At 36.1% G+C, this 18,057-nt stretch carries 17 protein-coding genes; 3 read left to right on the top strand and 14 right to left on the bottom strand.

What is annotated here, in order from left to right:
• Positions 1–2 precede the first annotated feature (2 nt).
• The 6 genes from BWGOE10_RS01140 to BWGOE10_RS01115 all read right to left on the bottom strand — a co-directional run bounded on the left by BWGOE10_RS01140 (position 3) and on the right by BWGOE10_RS01115 (position 7,621).
• Entirely contained in the window at positions 3–968 is a 966-nt protein-coding gene (locus BWGOE10_RS01140; protein WP_070140601.1) for an ABC transporter ATP-binding protein, read from the bottom strand.
• Positions 965–1,945, bottom strand: coding sequence for an ABC transporter ATP-binding protein (locus tag BWGOE10_RS01135; RefSeq protein WP_070140600.1), 981 nt, complete (start codon positions 1,943–1,945; stop codon positions 965–967). Before BWGOE10_RS01135 ends, BWGOE10_RS01140 begins: the two co-directional genes overlap by 4 nt.
• A gap of 10 nt (positions 1,946–1,955) precedes the next feature.
• Positions 1,956–2,879: an oligopeptide ABC transporter permease gene (opp4C, locus tag BWGOE10_RS01130; RefSeq protein ID WP_070140599.1), complete on the bottom strand. Its 924-nt coding sequence runs from the start codon at positions 2,877–2,879 to the stop codon at positions 1,956–1,958.
• 11 nt (positions 2,880–2,890) lie between these two features.
• Positions 2,891–3,847, bottom strand: a complete 957-nt coding sequence (locus BWGOE10_RS01125) for an ABC transporter permease (protein WP_070140598.1) — start codon at positions 3,845–3,847, stop codon at positions 2,891–2,893.
• A 103-nt stretch (positions 3,848–3,950) separates the two neighbouring features.
• Entirely contained in the window at positions 3,951–5,678 is a 1,728-nt protein-coding gene (locus tag BWGOE10_RS01120) for an ABC transporter substrate-binding protein (protein ID WP_070140597.1), read from the bottom strand.
• A 239-nt stretch (positions 5,679–5,917) separates the two neighbouring features.
• Entirely contained in the window at positions 5,918–7,621 is a 1,704-nt protein-coding gene (locus BWGOE10_RS01115) for an ABC transporter substrate-binding protein (protein WP_070140596.1), read from the bottom strand.
• A 233-nt stretch (positions 7,622–7,854) separates the two neighbouring features.
• Here BWGOE10_RS01115 and BWGOE10_RS01110 point away from each other — a divergent pair, with 233 nt between their 5' ends.
• Positions 7,855–8,052 (top strand): hypothetical protein, encoded by a 198-nt coding sequence (locus tag BWGOE10_RS01110; RefSeq protein ID WP_000369263.1) that lies wholly within the window; start codon positions 7,855–7,857, stop codon positions 8,050–8,052.
• A 16-nt stretch (positions 8,053–8,068) separates the two neighbouring features.
• Here the strand turns inward: BWGOE10_RS01110 and BWGOE10_RS01105 are convergent, their stop codons facing one another.
• The 7 genes from BWGOE10_RS01105 to BWGOE10_RS32690 form a co-directional block, all read right to left on the bottom strand.
• Positions 8,069–9,214 carry an ABC transporter permease gene (locus BWGOE10_RS01105; protein ID WP_070140595.1) on the bottom strand — a complete coding sequence of 382 codons (1,146 nt, stop codon included), beginning with the start codon at positions 9,212–9,214 and terminating at the stop codon, positions 8,069–8,071.
• An 11-nt stretch (positions 9,215–9,225) separates the two neighbouring features.
• Positions 9,226–10,422, bottom strand: coding sequence for an ABC transporter permease (locus tag BWGOE10_RS01100; protein ID WP_070140594.1), 1,197 nt, complete (start codon positions 10,420–10,422; stop codon positions 9,226–9,228).
• Between the two features lie 15 nt (positions 10,423–10,437).
• Positions 10,438–11,370, bottom strand: a complete 933-nt coding sequence (locus BWGOE10_RS01095) for an ABC transporter ATP-binding protein (protein WP_070140593.1) — start codon at positions 11,368–11,370, stop codon at positions 10,438–10,440.
• A gap of 138 nt (positions 11,371–11,508) precedes the next feature.
• Complete coding sequence (locus BWGOE10_RS01090; RefSeq protein ID WP_070140592.1) at positions 11,509–12,165, bottom strand: response regulator; 657 nt, start codon at positions 12,163–12,165, stop codon at positions 11,509–11,511.
• Entirely contained in the window at positions 12,162–13,355 is a 1,194-nt protein-coding gene (locus tag BWGOE10_RS01085; RefSeq protein WP_070140591.1) for a sensor histidine kinase, read from the bottom strand. Before BWGOE10_RS01085 ends, BWGOE10_RS01090 begins: the two co-directional genes overlap by 4 nt.
• Positions 13,356–13,505: 150 nt before the next feature.
• Positions 13,506–15,392 (bottom strand): ribosomal protection-like ABC-F family protein, encoded by a 1,887-nt coding sequence (abc-f, locus tag BWGOE10_RS01080; protein ID WP_070140590.1) that lies wholly within the window; start codon positions 15,390–15,392, stop codon positions 13,506–13,508.
• 124 nt (positions 15,393–15,516) lie between these two features.
• Positions 15,517–15,651 (bottom strand): RAxF-45 family protein, encoded by a 135-nt coding sequence (locus BWGOE10_RS32690; RefSeq protein ID WP_002139888.1) that lies wholly within the window; start codon positions 15,649–15,651, stop codon positions 15,517–15,519.
• A gap of 419 nt (positions 15,652–16,070) precedes the next feature.
• On the opposite strand from BWGOE10_RS32690, the gene BWGOE10_RS32460 reads away from it, so the two are divergent.
• A complete protein-coding gene (locus BWGOE10_RS32460; protein WP_070140589.1) occupies positions 16,071–16,199 on the top strand; it encodes a spore coat protein B in 129 nt (42 codons plus the stop codon).
• 134 nt (positions 16,200–16,333) lie between these two features.
• Complete coding sequence (locus BWGOE10_RS01070; protein ID WP_070140588.1) at positions 16,334–17,128, top strand: DUF4931 domain-containing protein; 795 nt, start codon at positions 16,334–16,336, stop codon at positions 17,126–17,128.
• A gap of 167 nt (positions 17,129–17,295) precedes the next feature.
• On the opposite strand, the gene BWGOE10_RS01065 is transcribed toward BWGOE10_RS01070, so the two are convergent.
• Positions 17,296–17,826: a transglycosylase SLT domain-containing protein gene (locus BWGOE10_RS01065; RefSeq protein ID WP_070140587.1), complete on the bottom strand. Its 531-nt coding sequence runs from the start codon at positions 17,824–17,826 to the stop codon at positions 17,296–17,298.
• Positions 17,827–18,057 lie beyond the last annotated feature (231 nt).

Genomic DNA, 18,057 nt, shown 5'->3' with positions numbered 1-18,057 from the left:
TTTTATACATGATGACAAGCAACAAAGTGCTCTTCACCAACATTACGAAATTCTGGTACTGTTTTTTTACAAACATCTGTCGCAAACGGACAACGTGTATGAAAACGACAACCTGAAGGTGGATTCGCTGGACTTGGAATATCACCCTCTAGTATAATTCGCTCTCGCTTCACTGTTGGATCTGGTATTGGTACAGCCGATAACAAAGCTTTTGTATACGGATGAAGTGGATTCGCAAATAACTCATCACGCGGTGCCGTCTCCACGATCGTACCTAAATACATAATTCCAATTTTCGTACATAAGTGCTCCACAACACTTAAATCATGTGAAATGAATAAATAGGATAATCCCTTTTTCTCCTGTAATTCACTAAACAAATTAATGATTTGCGCTTGAATAGATACATCTAATGCCGCAACAGGCTCATCAGCCACAATAAATTCTGGATCTAATACCATTGCCCTTGCAATAACGATACGTTGGCGTTGCCCACCGGAAAACTCATGAGGGTACCGGTCAATATGATAAGGTGCTAAACCACATAACTCCAATACCTCTAATACTTTCTCACGAACATTTTCTTTCGTTGCCAGTCCGTGAACCAACATTGGCTCACCAAGAGCTTCTCCAATTCTCAACCTCGGATTTAATGAGCTAAATGGATCTTGGAATACGAGTTGCATATTAGGACGATGCTTTCTCAGCTCCTCTTTTGATAAAGCATGAACATCTTGACCTTTGAACTTCACTTCACCTTCTGTTTTTTGAACGAGACGGAGAATTGTTTTCCCTATCGTCGTTTTTCCACTTCCAGACTCTCCTACAAGACCAAACACTTCTCCTTTATCAATTGTAAAGCTTACTCCATCTACCGCTTTCACATGTCCAATCGTTCTACTAAATACGCCGCCCTTAATCGGAAAATACGTTTTTAAGTTCTTCACTTCTAATAATGGTTCACTCATTGCCCAGCACGCTCCTCATATAACCAACAAGCTACTTTATGATCCTCGTTATGCACATTAAGATTTGGCGCTTCATTTTTGCATATTTCCATGCAATGTTCACAGCGACCACTAAAGTAGCAAAACTCATCTAAGCCAACTAAATTTGGAACTTGCCCTGGAATAGAATAAAGTTTATCTGTTCGTTTCCCCATTACTGGTTTTGATTTTAGCAACCCTTGCGTATATGGATGTTTCGGATTTTGAAATATCTCTAGTACCGGTGCCTCTTCAATAACTTTCCCACCATACATAACGACAACGTAATCGGCCATTTCCGCTACAACACCTAGATCATGTGTAATTAATAAAATGGACGTTTTAAATTCCTCTTTTACTTGTCTTAGTAAGTCCAATATTTGCGCTTGAATCGTAACGTCCAGAGCTGTTGTCGGTTCATCTGCAATTAATAACTTTGGATTACAACTAAGTGCAACAGCAATCATAATACGTTGTAACATGCCACCACTTAGTTCGTGCGGATAAGAATGGACAATTTCATCAGCACGAGCAATACCAACTTTACGAATTAATTCAATTGCTTTTTTGTATGCTTCGTTTTTGCTAAGTAGTTCATGCTCTCTTAATGTCTCAACAATTTGCTCTCCAACAGTAAAGACCGGATTAAGCGATGTCATCGGTTCCTGGAAAATCATCGCGATATCATTTCCTCTTAAACTACGAAGCTCTTTCTCTTTCATTCCTAAAAGACTCTTTCCTTCATAAAGAATATCACCACCAACGATACCGCCAGATTCAGCAATAAGTCCCATAATAGATAAAGCCGTTACACTTTTCCCACAACCCGATTCGCCTACTACACAAACTGTTTCACCTTCTCGAACTGAAAAGCTAACATGATTGACAGCCTTTACTGTACCTTCTTCCGTCTGAAAGTGTGTTTGTAAATCTTTTAGCTCTACTACTGCTTTACTCATGCTTTCTCACCTACCGCTTCATCTTTGGATCTAATGCATCACGAAGTGCATCGCCAAGTAAATTAATGGATACAACTGTTATAAAGATTGCAAACCCGGGCGGAATCCATAACCACGGACGCTTTTGGAAATCGATTAATGAGTTGGCTGCACTAATCATATTCCCCCACGATGGTGTAGGTGGAACGACACCAAGGCCTAGGTAACTTAGTGCAGACTCTCCTAAAATAGAGCCAGCAACACCTAATGTTGATACAACAATTAATATCGGCAAAACATTTGGGATTAAATGATATACAATTTTCCGATAATCTTTTATCCCGAGCACATCAGCAGCTTGCATAAACGATTGTTCTCGAAGTGATAAAATTTGACCTCGTACGAGACGTGCAAGTCCTGGCCAACCTACTAAACTTAAAATAATCATGATGACATAAAGACGGTAATCAGATGGTACTTTCCATTCTGATAAAATAGCTCCCATTATAATAAGTAAAGGTAATCCTGGCATCGACATTAAAACATCTGCAAAACGCATTATAATATTGTCAACGATACCTCGGTAAAAACCTGCAATAGCTCCTAATAAAGCTCCTAATATTACTGATAAAACCATTGAAGCTAAGCCAATTGTTAATGAAATTCGTCCTGCTTGCATAAGCCTCGTTAAAATATCCCGTCCTAATTGATCCGTACCAAGCCAATGAGAAAAACTAGGTGGCTTGGTAATTAGCGTAACTTGTATTTTTCCTGATGCATATGGTGAAAAGAATGGACCGATAAAACAAAATAAAAACATAAAAACTAATGCATAAAATCCTATAAGTGCCATTTTATTTTTCTTTATCCTTTTAAAAGCTTGCCTCCACGGCGATGATTCATTCCGTCTTTTCTTTTTTGCTTTTTTCTCTGAAATTGCTGTAACAGTTTCCATCTCTTTCCCCCTTACTTCAACCGAATACGTGGATCAACAACTGCATATACAACATCCGCTAAAAAATTCGAAAAAATTGTCAAACAAGAAAGAAACATCGTAAATGCCATTAATACTGTATAATCACGGAAACTAAGTGCCTCTAATTGAATATTACCGATGCCAGGCCAATTGAAAATTTGTTCAATAATAATTGCCCCTGAAAACAATCCCGGTAACTCAAATGCAAGCAATGTAATAGCCGGTAAAATTGCATTTTTTAATGCATGTTTATAAATAACGGTCTTCTCCTTTAAACCTTTTGCTCTAGCCGTTCGAATGTAATCTTGCCGTACAACTTCTAACATACTCGTTCTAAAATAGCGAGTTAGTGAGCCTACTCCAAGAAGAGTTAAAATAAACACTGGTAAAACCATATGCTTTGAAACTTCTATTACGTAAGCAAGCCCAGTCGAATTACTACCAACATCAATCATCCCGCCTATCGGTAATAACTTAAAGTCAACCGCAAACACTTTAATTAAAAACAAACCGATAAAGAATGAAGGGAACGACATCGCTGCAAAGACACCAATTGTTACAAGCTTATCGAATAAGGAATGTTGCTTTGTCGCTGAAAACACACCGATAATAAGTGCAATTAGCCAAATAAAGAACAATGCAATGATCGCAACAATAAACGAATTCCATATGAATTTATTTAATAATGATGTTACAGGTTCTTGATATTGAAGTGAAAAACCAAAGTCACCCTGCAATGCATTACCTAACCAATGAAAGTAACGCTCAACAATTGGTTTATTTAAACCATATAGCTCTCTAAGTTCCTCAGCTCTTTGCGGTGTAATCTTTGGATTTGAATCAATATAGTCACCCGGAAGAAGCGCGAATAAAAAAAAGATAATAACTGACGTACCCAACAGTGTAGGAATCATTTGTAACACCCTACGAATGATATATGTTTTCACCCTTTTTCTCTCCAATCTTATGCTTAAAATAGAAGAACATTTTTTCAAAACGGCACACTACTTGCCGAATGAAAAAATGTCTTCTACTTATACATTCTTATCGTTATTTTTCAATAGATAATACTGGTAAGTTTGAACTAATACTATTGTATTTTTCAGGGTCAATTCCTTTTATATTCCCGTTGTATCCTGTAATTGTTCTACGGTAGTTTAATAGAATTACTGGTGGATCATCACTTAATTCTTTATACAATTCTTTGTAAATAGGTTTACGTTTCTCAATATCAACTGTCTCAATACCTTTTTTAATTAACTCATCTACTTTTGCATTTTTATAACCAAGACTCTCCTTATTAACACCAGATAAATATTCACCTGCAGTTTCACTCGGATCAGTTGTAATCGGTGTAGCAACAGAAGCTAAATCATAATCACCTTTATTTACCTTCGAAAGCATAGTATTAAAGTCCATAAATTCAGGATTAAATTCTACACCTATCTCTTTATAATTCTCTTTTGCAATTGGAATTAATAAATCACTATCCTTAGCCGAACTTGGGCCGAAATAAGAAAGCTTTAATTTTTGACCATCTTTTTCACGAATTCCATCCGAACCAACTTTCCACCCTGCTTCATCTAATAATTTTTTCGCTTTTTCTTTATCGTATTCATATTTATTAACTCCTTCTTCCGTATAAGCCCAAGAAGTTGGATGGATTGGTACATTAGCCACTGTACCGTACCCTTTTAATGCTGTATCAACATACTTTTTGCGATCTAATCCATAAATAAGTGCTTGGCGAACCTTTTTATCCTTTAAGTACGGCTTATTATTATTCATATAAATATAACTAAATGATGCAGCTGTTTCGATTTGAATATTCGCGAATTGTAAACCTTTCGCTTGTTCAAGAACTTCATCACCAGTACCTAGGCCAGTATAGTCAACCTCGCCTGTTTGGAACAATTGTAGTTTTGTATCACCAGCAGTAATTTTATAAATGAAGTTTGGAATTTTCGGTTTACCTGCATAATAATTTTCATTTGCTACAAATCGAACCTCTTGACCAGGAATATACTTTTCAAATTTATATGGGCCCGCAGCTATCGGTTTTCCATATAACTCTTTTAAATAATCTAAACTTGTATTTTGTTTATAGTCTTTTCCATAATAAGCTTTTGATAACACTGGTCCACCTAAAGCAGTTAGTGTCTGGGAATTAACTTTTTCAGTCGTAACTTTAATTGTCTGCGGATCAACAACTTGAATTCCTTCAATAGAAGTTGCTTTACCTTCTTTATATTCTTTCCCACCTTTAACAACATATTGAGAAATATCCATTTCACCCTCATATGCCTTATCATGTAAAAGCGTCAATGTGAATGCTACATCATCCGCTGTTAATGGCGAACCATCACTAAATTTTAAATCTTTACGTAAATGGAATGTATATGTTAACTGATCAGAGGAAACATCCCACTTCTCAGCTAATTCTGGAGTTGGTTTTCCTTGTTTATCTGTCGATACAAGAGATGCAAAAATAACAGAAGTTACGTTTCCATCCCAACCATTTTGCTGGAAGTATGGTAAAAAGACACCACCTGGTTTACTAATCCCAACAACTAACGTGTCTTTTCGACTTTTTGCTTTGTCAGGCACTTTCGTCTTATCTGTAGCAGCAATCTTTTCAATTTTTATATTTTTTAAATCTTGCTGTTTAACCGGTTCTGTAGAAGCCGTATCCTCCTGTCCCCCACAAGCAGATAACACAAGCGAACTACTCAATAATACTGAAAATACACCAGCCCATTTTTTTGTCTTTTTCTTCATTGTCCCCACCCTAACTTTTTTTAATAATTACACTTTATGAACCGCTTGCCTTATGTATGCCTCCCACAGCAACATTTATAGCCAATCGGAAAAGTCGGTTTTGAACGTAAATAAAGATGTTTTTGAGGGGTAACAATCTTATTCCGACCTTTCCGGTAGACTTTATGGTTATTAGCTTATATCTTTCAATATATTTTGTCAATTCTTTCTATATAAATATTTTAAGAATTCTTTCGAAATTATTGATCAATCTTTAATTTAGGTAAACTTAACAAAATACCGTTGTAGTTGTCTTCTTGTAATCCTTGGATTCGCGCATTATGTGCAGACACGACTTTACTATTGTTTAAGAAGATAACAGGTGGATCTTCACTTAACTCTTGATATAGTTTTTTATAGATTTCTTTTCGTTTTTCAATATCCAATGTTTCTAGTGCCTGCTTAGCTAATTCATCTACCTTCGGATTATAATATCCATCATAATTACGCTTACTTGTCGAAACAAACTCCTCAATTGTTCCGCTCGGATCATCAATCATCGGTGTGGAGACCATCGCTAAATCATAATCTCCTTTAATTACCTTGGAAATCATCGTATTAAAGTCCATGTATTCAGGGTTGAAATCTACCCCAATCTTTTTATAATCCTCTTTCATAACGGGGATCATCACATCGTTGATTTTACTTGCAGAAGAAGTAAAATAACTTACCTTCAATTTTTGGCCATCTTTTTCACGAATACCATCTGACCCAGCTTTCCATCCAGCTTCATCAAGTAATTTCTTTGCTTTTTCTAAATTATATTCGTATTTATTAATCCCTTCTTCTGTATACGCCCAAGAGGCTGGTGTAATTGGTACATTGACAAGTGAAGCGTATCCTTGGAAATACGTATCAATTACCTTTTGGCGTTCTAATCCGTAAATAAACGCTTGGCGTACACGTTTATCTTTAAAGTATGGCTTCTTATAATTCATTTTAATATAGCCGTAAGAACTTCCTGTATACACATTAATATTAGCGAAACCTAGCTCTTTTAATTGCTCAATCGTTTCCACATTTGTCGTGAAACCATCATAATCTACTTCTCCCGCTTGAAATTGTTGCAAATTCGTATCACCTTTTGTAATTTTATAAATAAAGTGCTCAATCTTCGGTTTACCTTCAAAATAATTTTCATTCGCTACAAATCGAACTTCTTGACCTGGAATATATTTATCTAGTTTATAAGCTCCTGCTCCCATCGGTTTTCCGTATAATTCTTTTAAATACTCTAAATTGCCTTGCTTATATTCTTTACCGTAATAAGCTTTTGATATAACTTCTCCACCAATTAACGACAATGTTTGGGCATTTACCTTTTCAGTTGTAATCGTAATTGTTTTCGGATCGATTACTTGAATCCCCTCAATAGAGCTTGCTTTTCCTTCCTTATATGCTTGCCCACCCTTTATTGCTGTTTGACTTATGTCAGTTGCTCCGCTATACGCCGGGTCATGTAGTAACGTTAATGTAAATGCTACATCATCCGCTGTTAACGGCGAACCATCGCTAAACTTTAAATCATCTTTCAAATGGAACGTATATGTAAGCTGATCCTGAGAAATATCCCACTTCTTCGCTAGAATTGGGATTGGTTTTCCTTCCTTATCCAGCCCAACAAGAGGCGCAAAGATAGCTTGCGTTATATTACCATCCCACCCATTCTCCATAAAATGCGGAAGGAATATCCCACCAGGGCTCGGCATTCCAATTACAAAAGTATCTTTTCTTTCTTTTGCCTTTGCTGGACTTTTTGCTTTGTCACTCGCTTTAATAAACTCATCTTTTACTTTCGGCATCTTTGTTGCTTCATTTGTACTTGTCTCTTCTTGAGCACATCCTGCTAATAAAACCGATGTACTAAGAAACGTAGCAAATAGCCCTTTAAAAACCTTTCGCATAATTCTCACCCTTACTTTCCTGTTTTTTAATTAAGTGGTAACATAACGCCCTTCTGTAACTATCTTTATTTTACCTATAAAAATAGTATGAATTAATTTCAAGATTATTCCTTTTCACTATTTATGTCAATCCTTGCTAATTGTTTTCCCTCAAAAAAATAAAAAACACCTTCTATTACCTAATAGCCCAGCATAGAATAATAACAATTAACTACCAAGAAGGGGGCGAAAATATGGACAACCTATTCCAATATGTCCTGCACTATGTATTATTGACACTCATGATAGTCGGGGCGTTATTACTATTCCCTTTCTTCCCAAAGTTCGTCCTCTTTTTAGCTTTTTTTATTATGCTCGGGATCGCTATTATAATTTCAACGAGAGAAGATGCCACACAAAAAGAAAGCAGAGTTCAGCGCGTAAAGCTGTGAACTCTGCTTTCTTTTTTCAGTCATAACGTATTCTTGTTAAACCAATTACGAAAAATACTCCCGCAAATAAAATGAGTATACCAATATATCCTCCTATATCTGCTAATGTACCTCCCCTTACAATTAACTCCGTAAAGCCACGCATCGCCCAAGTTTGCGGAACAAAGTTTGCTGCCGTTTGCATCCACACTGGTTCAATTTCGACCGGCCAATAAAGACCACTGATCATGCACGTTGAAATCACAACAATATTACCTAGTGCAGACTGTTGTTCTGTTGTTTTTACGATACTTGCTAATAATAAGGCTAAACCGATGATTGCTAATAATAATACTGAAACGAGTATAATAACCCCTAATAAATTTCCCCACTGCACATCAAATAATGAATGCGTTAGTATCATTAAAACGCCAAATTGAATCCATCCTATTAAAAAGAAAGAAAGGATATATCCAGTTAGTATTTGAACTTTCGAAACCGGTGCTCCTAATAAACGGGACCAAACACCGATTTGTCTAGCTTTCAAAATGGTTCCCGTCGCACTTAACATGACAATCATAACGAATAGAATTGAAAAACCAGCCGCTCGCCCTGTAACGTTATTTAACTTTTGTTCATCATGTAAAATTGATTCTTTTTGAAGCGAACCCGGTTCTACTTTTGTATATATTTCTTTATACGTCGATTCCCACGAAGTGTTACTTTTCTTCTCAAAATCTCTTGCTGCACTAACTTCTATCTCCATCTTTTTTAACGCACTTGCCAATACTCGCTCTACAGAAGTTCCACCAGTAAAATCAGCACTTGCTTGAAACTGGATATTTTCTATCTTTCTATCTAGCGTACTCTTTTGAAAGTCTTTCGGAATGATAACTATACCGGAAGATTTTTTGTTTTCAATCTTCTGTTTCCCTTCCTTATACGTTACCTTCTCTATAGAAATTAAGTCACTTTTCTTTATTTCCTCATAATAGTTGCTAGATAATATAGAACCATCTTCATCTACTAAGCTAATATTTACTTTCTCATTCCCACTTCCACCTAAAAGTCCGCCGAAAATGAGTGTGAAAATAATAGGCATTCCAAACATGAGTACATAACTTTGTGGCTTTATTAAAATTTGTTTTAATTCTAACCAACAAAGCGCCCAAACCTTCTTCATCATTTCCCCTCCTATCTCGTACGTAAACGTAATGTTCCAATCATAACGGAGATAATTCCTGCACTACATAAACTTAAAATAACAGGGAATAGCACATCCCAAGATGTTCCCGACATAATATTTAAGAAGCTCGTAAGCGCCCATTTATTCGGAGCAATATTCGCAACTGTTTGAAGTGTATCGGGAAATACGTAAATCGGTAACATTGATCCCCCTAATATAGCTAGTATTTGAATACCGATTCCTCCCATTAAATCTGCCGTTTTTTCCTCCCGGATAAAGGCCGCAATTAACATTGATAAACCGGAAACACAAATTGCATACGAAATTCCCAATACTACTATTTGAGACACATCTTCTCCCCATTCCACATGAAACATAAAGCGTGTAGCAACTATAAACACGCCAAATTGTATACAGGCAAATAGTAATGTTCCTAAGAATTTTCCAAACAAAATTGAAAATGTGCTCGTTGGTGTACTAAACAATCTTGCTAATGTCTCAGTTCTTTGCTCTGTTACAACTGATTTCGCACCTACTGTTATGTTATATAGTAAAAACATGACTAACATCGCAGCTGAATAATATTGCATCGCGGCAACTGTTTTTTTACCTACCGTTCCTTTTTCGATGTTATCCGCACTTGCAGTTGCTATCGTCTGTAGACTTCCACTTACCTCTTTTGCAACTTGTGCCACATCACCCTGCTGAGATTTTGCTAATTCTGTTACAACACTTTGAGTAGCTACTGCGACGGTTTGAACACGTTCTGAAAAAGAAAGAATCATTGATTCAGCAATTTTCGCTTGTATATCTTTGGATGGGTCTATAAGCACCTTTGGTTCTTTTAATTTCCCATCTTGCACTTGTTCGCTCCATTTATTTGGAATAATAATTCCTACATCGATTTTCTTTTCCTTTAACATATCTTCAAGCTCTTCCTGAGAATTAGCTACCTTTACTTTCACATCATCTTTTATTTCTTTAGCTTGCAATACGTCTTTTTGAAAGACATCTGCAAACTCATCCGTTCCTTCTTGATAATAACCAATTACTGTTTTTGGTAGTCCGCCACTATCAAATACATTACTTAATGCTGAACCTAAAATGGCTGTTAATACAAGTGGCATAATTAACATCATCATAAATCCGCGCCGATCAATTAAACGGATTTTTAAATCTTTCCATGCAATAATGAAACTTCTCATCTCATACTAACCCCCTTAATCACGAAGTGAACGTCCTGTTAATTGTAAAAAAAGTGCCTCTAAATTCGGTTCTTTTACTTCCAGTTTTAAAATTTGAGCTTTGTTTTCAACAACTTCCGAAACAACTATGCCAATTGCCTCGCCACCATTTAGTCCAATATCAATCGTGCCAGTATCTTCGTCAAAAATAATCCGCTCAACAATAGGTAGTGCCTTCAGTTTTTGCAGCAATTCCGTACTATAGCGATTTAATTGCAATTTCACCATAAACCCATCTGTTAGACGATTACATAGCTCTCTTTTCGTTCCCAGTGCAATTACCTTTCCATGATCAATGATGGCAATTCGCTCACATAAATATTCAACTTCTTCCATGTAATGGCTCGTATAAATGACTGTCATACCTTTTTCATTTAATTTTTTAACAGCCTCTAAAATATGATTTCTCGATTGCGGATCAATCCCGACTGTCGGTTCATCCATAATTAGTAACTCTGGTTCGTGCATAAGTGCTGCACCAATATTAATACGCCTTTTCATTCCACCTGAAAATGTTTCAATTTTATCTTTTCCACGCTCCTGTAAACCGACGTAAGCTAATACTTCTTCTGCCCGCTCTTTTGCAACTTTCCCATTTAAACCGTACATCTTTCCCCAAAAAATCAAATTTTCCTTCGCTGAAAGTGTCGGATACAGTGCAATGTCTTGCGGGACAATACCGATTTTCTTTTTCGCTTCTAATGGATACTCTTTTACAGATTTCCCACCAACTTTTATATCACCACTATCGTATGGAATTAACCCGCAAATCATTGATATCGTCGTTGATTTCCCCGCTCCGTTTGGTCCAAGCAATCCAAATGTTTCACCTTTTTTCACTTCAAAAGAAACATTCTTTACGATTTCCTTCTTGCCAAATGATTTCGTAATATGATCTATGACTAACATATTGATTCAGCTCCTTTGCATTCATCTACACTTTCATTGTAGAAAAATTTCTTTTCTTCTCCATCACCCTTAAGATAGAAATACAAAATAAAAAAGCAGCAAATTCTGCTGCTTTTTCACACTTATATATGCCAAAAGTCATGTGTATGTCGTAACACCATATCTTACTGCGTATATTGCTGCTTGTGTTCGATCTCTCAGTTCTAGCTTACTAATCAAATTAGAAACATGATTCTTAACAGTTCCCTCTGTAATAAATAGCTTTTCGGCAATCTCTTTATTATTTAACCCCAGTCCAATTGCTCTTAAAACATCTACTTCTCGCTCAGTTAATTGTTTTAGTTGTTCTGGTGGGTTACACTCTACTGCCACTTTCGTCTTTTTTAATTCCTCTATAATTTGCGCTGTTATATCCTGAGGAAGCACAACCCCGCCACTATGCACCGTTAAAATTGCTTGCGCGATTGCATCCGTCTCCATGTCCTTCAATAAATATCCGCTCGCTCCTTGCTCCAATGCTTCAAAAATAAGCTCACTATCATTGAATGTCGTCAACATAAGAACCTTTATATGAGGGAACTGTTCTCTAACTAAACGTGTTCCTTCAACACCATTCATACGGGGCATCCGAATATCCATCAAAATAATTTCAGGATGTAGCTCTTTCACCTTTTGTATCACTTCGTCTCCATCCGTAGCCGTTCCCACTACTTCAAGTTCTGGACGTAAATTTAATAACATCGCTAAACCATCACGAATGAGTGATTGATCATCAACAATCATAATGCGAATCATACCGTTCCCCCTATTACCCATGTTTTCTCCTGAAGCGGAAATTCAATCTGTAACTGGAAGCCTTTTTCTATCTCACTCTCAAATTGAATAGTTCCACCATGTTCCTCTACACGTTCTTTCATATTAAGTAAACCAAAACCCGGACTTACCTCGTTGACTCCCACACCATTATCCGAAATACAGAGTTTAACTTGTTTCATTGAACAAGTTAAACTCACTTCACATAAACTCGCTTTCCCGTGACGTTTTGCATTTGTTAAAGACTCTTGCATAATACGAAGTAATGTAGGGTGTAGCGACAATGGAATTGTAACAGGATCTCCTTGCAATCGAAAAGATGCTTGTACTTTCGTCATTTTAGAATATTCATTCAACATTCCACGCATATTTTCTACTATGTTTCCTAGTTTACTTTCCTCTTTTAAAGCATGAACAGAAGCTCTTACTTCTTGAAGTGACTTTCTAGCCAGTTCATAACATGTATGTAAAACCGTTTCTGTCGTATCTGAGTTTTGCTTCCATAGCGCTTCCGCTAGTTGCAACTGCACAAGCAAAGCTGTCATATTATGACCGACGGTATCATGAATTTCTCGGGCAATATCATTTCGCTCCCGAACCGCTGTCAATTCCTCTACCTCTTTGGCATATAGCCTTAATTGTTCATGTGCTTCTTTTAAGGCTGAGTGCGATAATGCTAATTCCTCATATTGCTCATCTACCATTTTCCGCGCAGCTGTAAGTTTTTTTATTAAACTTCCAGCTAAAGCACTAAAAACGATGAACATAAAATTAATGGCATTGCTCTCTAATTCTAAGCTCCCTGTATGTTGATACGTATGTAGTATATTTATAAACCAACAAAGAAAGAAAAAAGCAATAAAAAAATACGTCATGCTTTTACGCCAATCATGAATAAATAGTCCTACTGCATCAATTCCAAATATAATTAAATATAAACACGTCTCGGGAAATAAAAAACCCAATAACGCTGTGACAATTCCATTCGCTAATAGTGTATAAAAAACAAGTTTTTTACTCCCATTTACTTTTACGAGCAAAATATGATTCACAATATAAATCAAAAGTGCAGCGCCGACAAAAAATTGTAAATGTGCTGTTTCACGTGAAACATGGTTTGCATAAACGAAACAAATCATGACGATTGTAGCAATCCGCGCATATCCTAACATAAAATTCTCCTCACGTTTTAATAACCTAAAGTTCGTCTCTTTATAATAATAACAAGAAAATTATACCATTTCTTCTCTTTCCTTATACAAAAAAGAGCAAGCCCTCCCTCAAAATATGAGAAAACAACTTGCCCTTTCATTCTATTTTCTTTACTCCACAATATTCTCTAACTCATTATATAACTCCGCTCGTAACAATTCTTTCTTCGTTTTTTCTTCATACAATTGTTCAAGCATTTCAACATCAACTACATGTTCCATTTTACATTCAAGTGCATATATATCTTCTTCTATATGCATTAACTCGTTTTCAACTGCCTCTAAATCCCTAGACTTCTTCTTTTTTATAGGCATTACTTCTAACGCTTTATTCCCTTGCTGTTGCTGCTTCTGTTTTACTACTTGCTTCTCAATTCTTTCTTCCCACTTTTGACGAGCCCATGCATAGTTCCCTGCAAACTCAAATAATTTGTGCTCATCAATCCAATACGTCTTTTCAAACAATTTGTTTAAGAAATAACGATCATGTGAAACAGCCAAAATCGTCCCGTTATATTGTTCAAGGGCTTCCTCTAAAACTTCCCTTGATTCAATATCAAGATGATTCGTCGGTTCATCTAAAATAAGAAAGTTAACATCTTGATACATAAGTTGCGCGAGTCTTAACCTCATTTTTTCTCCCCCGCTAAGTTGCGTTACCTTCTTAAAAACAGCTGGACCATAAAATAAAAATCGGGCTAATATATGTCTTGCTTCTCCCTCTGTTACAGCTACACACTCTCTGAAAGCTTCCAATACATTGTTCTTCATATTCCCATACGCATGTTGCGATAAATAACCGATTTTCACACTACTACCAATCCGAATTTCACCCGTATCTTGCTGCATTTCTTCTAGTAGTAATTTTAATAACGTAGTCTTTCCTGTACCATTACGTCCAACGATAGCTGCGCGCTCCTGAAAACGAATATGCAAATTTACTTTCTCGAATAAAGATCTGTCAGCAAATCCTTTACTAACTTCTTTCATTACAACGACATCTCTTCCGCTTCTCTCTTGCCCTTCAAACTGAAGTCCCATCTGTTTTCTTTCCAAAATGGGTCTCTTTAACTTCTCTATACGCTCTAATGCACGTTCCATATTTCTCGCTCTCTTATGCAATCCTTCATTCGGAGGATTCGCTTGATTTGCCCATTCACGTAGACGCTTAATCGCTTCTTTCATTTTCTTTATTTTCTTTTGCTGTTCTTGATAAGCCTGAAACTCCTGAAGCAAACTTTCTTCCTTCTCCTCAACAAACTGAGAATAATTCGTATGATACACGTGAATCTCTCCATCTTCCAAATCAAAAATCTTCGTTACAACTTCATCAAGGAAATAGCGATCATGTGAAATAACCATAACTGTCCCAGTGTATTCTTTTAAAAATTGCTCTAACCATTCGACTGCAAATAAATCCAAATGATTTGTCGGTTCATCTAATAGAAGTAAATCTGGTTTCTGCAATAGCATATACGCAAGGCTTACTTTCGTCTGTTCTCCTCCACTTAATTCCAGAAATGATCGGGGGAATAGTTCCGTCACTTGTAGACCGTTTGCTATCTTCATAATATTCGCTTCTATTTCATAACCACCTAGAAAGGTGAACTTTTCTTGAATTAATCCGTACCTCTCCATCAATTTTTGCAAAGCAGACGGTTCCTGCTCTTCCGCCATATTCTTTTCTAAAGCATGCATTTCTCTTTCTAATTCCTTTTCTGCTTTAAACGCGGAACTCAATACATCATATACAGTCATATCCTCATCAAATTTTGGAATTTGTGCCACATGACCAATACGTGTACCCTTCTTCATATGAATGGCCCCTGCATCCACATTCTCCATTCCTGTTAGTAGTTGAAAGATTGTTGTCTTCCCACTACCGTTACGACCAACTAACCCAACGCGTTCACCATTCTTTACTTCAAGCGATATATTTTCAAATATGATGTTTCCACCAAAAGATTTCTTTACATTATTTACACTACAAATTGTCATTTTCCGTACTCCTTTCAATATAAAAAACCATGGGAAAGAAACGTTCCCCATGGTTTTTGGCATAGAAAAAGGAAGCCAAATAGCTCCCTTTTCACACGTTTATCAAAAATGGGTGAAGAGATTTCTATCGTTCAATAGCTACTATGCAATTGTTAAAAAAGGGCATACGTATCCCGTTAACAACTACATCATGAAAAATCGCACGACAAATATAGATATAATCTAAAAATTTTGCGCGCGTAGCTAAAGAACATTTCATCTCATTCACTCCTTTCGTACGGAATTTAATACTTACTTCTTTATTATACTTTCCCATTTCATGTTTGAATAGTCATTTTTCTGAAAATAATGAAGATAGACTAAACATTTCAATAAGTGACATCAAATCTTACAAAACTGTTATGTTCACGTAATGGAAAGCGATAGTACGAAAAGACGCCTCCCTATACAATAAAGATGTAAACAAGAGAGACAAATAAAGGAGGAAACAATCATGATAAAAGAAATCGTAAAAGCAATCTTTGAGGTATTAGTGAACGGACAAGCAGTTGTAAAAGAACTAAACGAACTATAAAAGGGAGGAAAGAACTATGATGAACATGGTAAAAATGATCTTACATGCTTTAGTTGATGCGAAAGCAGTTAGCCAAGAATTAAATGAAAAATAAAAAGGGGTAAATGAATATGAAGAAAGCCATTATTATAATCGCAAGTACAGCAATTGCCTTATACACAATGAAAAATAGAAAAAAGAAACAAAATGAAAATGCTCTATATTATCCATACACATTATTAAAGAAAAAATAAAAGACAAGGTACCCTATTGTAATAAGGATATCTTGTCTTTTATTTTTGCTCTATTTCCTTTAAAGGATTTCCCCCTCCTTTTCCCGAATGTATTAGACGGAAGTTTTACACACATTTAAAAGGGGTATAGAGAAATGGATACACAACAACTTTATTTTTTGAATGATATTGGCAAACAAAAACCAGAAAGTATTCGTAATAGAAGTGCTGCTTGTCCTTTTTGTTACAGAGAAAATTTAACTGATATTTTAGCAACCGAGGGTTCTATTATTTGGTTGAAAAATAAATTCCCTACACTAAAAGATACATTTCAAACTGTGCTAATTGAAACGGATAATTGTGATGATCATATTGCAACATATACAGAAGAACATATGAGATCACTAATTCGTTTTTCCATTAAACACTGGTTAGACTTACAGAAAAGTGATGAATTTACATCTGTTATTTTATATAAAAATCATGGTCCATTTTCAGGTGGAAGTTTGCATCATGCGCATATGCAAATTATCGGAATGAAATATGTAGACTATCTCGCAAACATAGAAAACGAAAATTTCCAAGGGGTAATTGTACAAAAAAACGAACGCATTGAACTTAATATTTCAGAGCGCCCCATTATCGGTTTTACTGAATTTAACATCATCATTGAAGATATTGCATTTATAGATGAAATGGCAAGTTACATTCAGCAAACTGTATGTTACATATTAACGGATTTCCATAAAGGGTGTAGTAGTTATAACTTATTCTTCTATCACCTGAACGGAAAAATCATTTGTAAAGTTGTTCCCAGGTTTGTAGTTTCACCGTTGTATGTAGGCTATAAAATACCGCAAGTTTCTACAAAACTAGAAGATGTGAAAATACAATTAGCGCAGTATTTCACGAGGCAAGAGGATACAATTATTCATAGAAAAACAGAGTAGGTATAGAAAACCTACTCTGTTATCCCGCATTAACGGGCAGTAAAACTCCCACCTCAAAACTCAGCGAATCCGAGGGAGTTAGGTGGAAGATCAACTGCCCGTACAAGCCCGATTGGTTCAACTAATAATCAGCGGTGGATGAACAAACTCCCCCGCTGATTAAAGTTTCACTTTATCACGCCTTTATTTCTATAGTATACATCCTCTAATCCAATGTTATACTTCATATTGTTATCCGTCCACTCTGGCCCTAAATTCCCTGGCCATCCGGACGTATTCGCTATATATTTCAGTAATGCAAAATCAGTCAAACCTTTTTGCACCCCACGCTTATAACCTTTCATTAAATGCGGCATTGCAATTTGTGCATTTGTACGCGGATCTTTCAGCTCTTCATCAGTTAAATGAGCTGGCGCAAGCCCACCACCGCGGTGTAATTGAAACAATCCGAATGAAGTTCCGTTATCTCCAACACTTCTTGGATTTAACCTACTTTCATGTTCGGCAATTGTAAGAGGTATCCATTCCGGAAGGTTTACTTTCTTTGCTTCCTCTATAATGATTTGTTTCATCTGTTTTGCTTCTTCTGAATCAACATAGCTTGTTTCATTCATTAGATTACCCATTCCTTCAGACTTTCCTTGGAAATATAAATACACTCCAAGAACAACTAAAAATCCTACAAAGAATTTCTTCACTACCTCTACCTCTTTCTCCGCTGAAATTTGTCCCCTTTCAGCCTTCCCTTCACAATTACCTACACTCTATCATTCTCTTACTCTTTAATCATAGCAAATAACTATATATATTATCATCATGCTTTAGACCGATTTTGTGAAAAAACAGTTGGTAAATACGTGCAAAAATGTAACTTACATGGACTACAACATATTTATTGTATATAATTGTAAATTGAATTCTATATAGAC

Source organism: Bacillus mycoides (assembly GCF_001757995.1).
GTDB classification, from domain to species: Bacteria; Bacillota; Bacilli; order Bacillales; family Bacillaceae_G; genus Bacillus_A; species Bacillus_A mycoides_B.
Note: the sequence above shows the minus strand (reverse complement) of the source record. Positions and strands in the feature narration are given on the sequence as shown.

Coding starts and splice junctions, on each gene's coding strand:
- BWGOE10_RS01100 (WP_070140594.1), bottom strand. CDS start 10,422: ATGAGAAGTTTCATTATTGCATGGAAAGATTTAAAAATCCGTTTAATT.
- BWGOE10_RS01105 (WP_070140595.1), bottom strand. CDS start 9,214: ATGAAGAAGGTTTGGGCGCTTTGTTGGTTAGAATTAAAACAAATTTTA.
- BWGOE10_RS01095 (WP_070140593.1), bottom strand. CDS start 11,370: ATGTTAGTCATAGATCATATTACGAAATCATTTGGCAAGAAGGAAATC.
- BWGOE10_RS01140 (WP_070140601.1), bottom strand. CDS start 968: ATGAGTGAACCATTATTAGAAGTGAAGAACTTAAAAACGTATTTTCCG.
- BWGOE10_RS01115 (WP_070140596.1), bottom strand. CDS start 7,621: ATGCGAAAGGTTTTTAAAGGGCTATTTGCTACGTTTCTTAGTACATCG.
- BWGOE10_RS01070 (WP_070140588.1), top strand. CDS start 16,334: ATGGATACACAACAACTTTATTTTTTGAATGATATTGGCAAACAAAAA.
- BWGOE10_RS32460 (WP_070140589.1), top strand. CDS start 16,071: ATGAATATGAAGAAAGCCATTATTATAATCGCAAGTACAGCAATTGCC.
- BWGOE10_RS01120 (WP_070140597.1), bottom strand. CDS start 5,678: ATGAAGAAAAAGACAAAAAAATGGGCTGGTGTATTTTCAGTATTATTG.
- BWGOE10_RS01110 (WP_000369263.1), top strand. CDS start 7,855: ATGGACAACCTATTCCAATATGTCCTGCACTATGTATTATTGACACTC.
- BWGOE10_RS01090 (WP_070140592.1), bottom strand. CDS start 12,165: ATGATTCGCATTATGATTGTTGATGATCAATCACTCATTCGTGATGGT.
- abc-f (WP_070140590.1), bottom strand. CDS start 15,392: ATGACAATTTGTAGTGTAAATAATGTAAAGAAATCTTTTGGTGGAAAC.
- opp4C (WP_070140599.1), bottom strand. CDS start 2,879: ATGGAAACTGTTACAGCAATTTCAGAGAAAAAAGCAAAAAAGAAAAGA.
- BWGOE10_RS01085 (WP_070140591.1), bottom strand. CDS start 13,355: ATGTTAGGATATGCGCGGATTGCTACAATCGTCATGATTTGTTTCGTT.
- BWGOE10_RS32690 (WP_002139888.1), bottom strand. CDS start 15,651: ATGAAATGTTCTTTAGCTACGCGCGCAAAATTTTTAGATTATATCTAT.
- BWGOE10_RS01135 (WP_070140600.1), bottom strand. CDS start 1,945: ATGAGTAAAGCAGTAGTAGAGCTAAAAGATTTACAAACACACTTTCAG.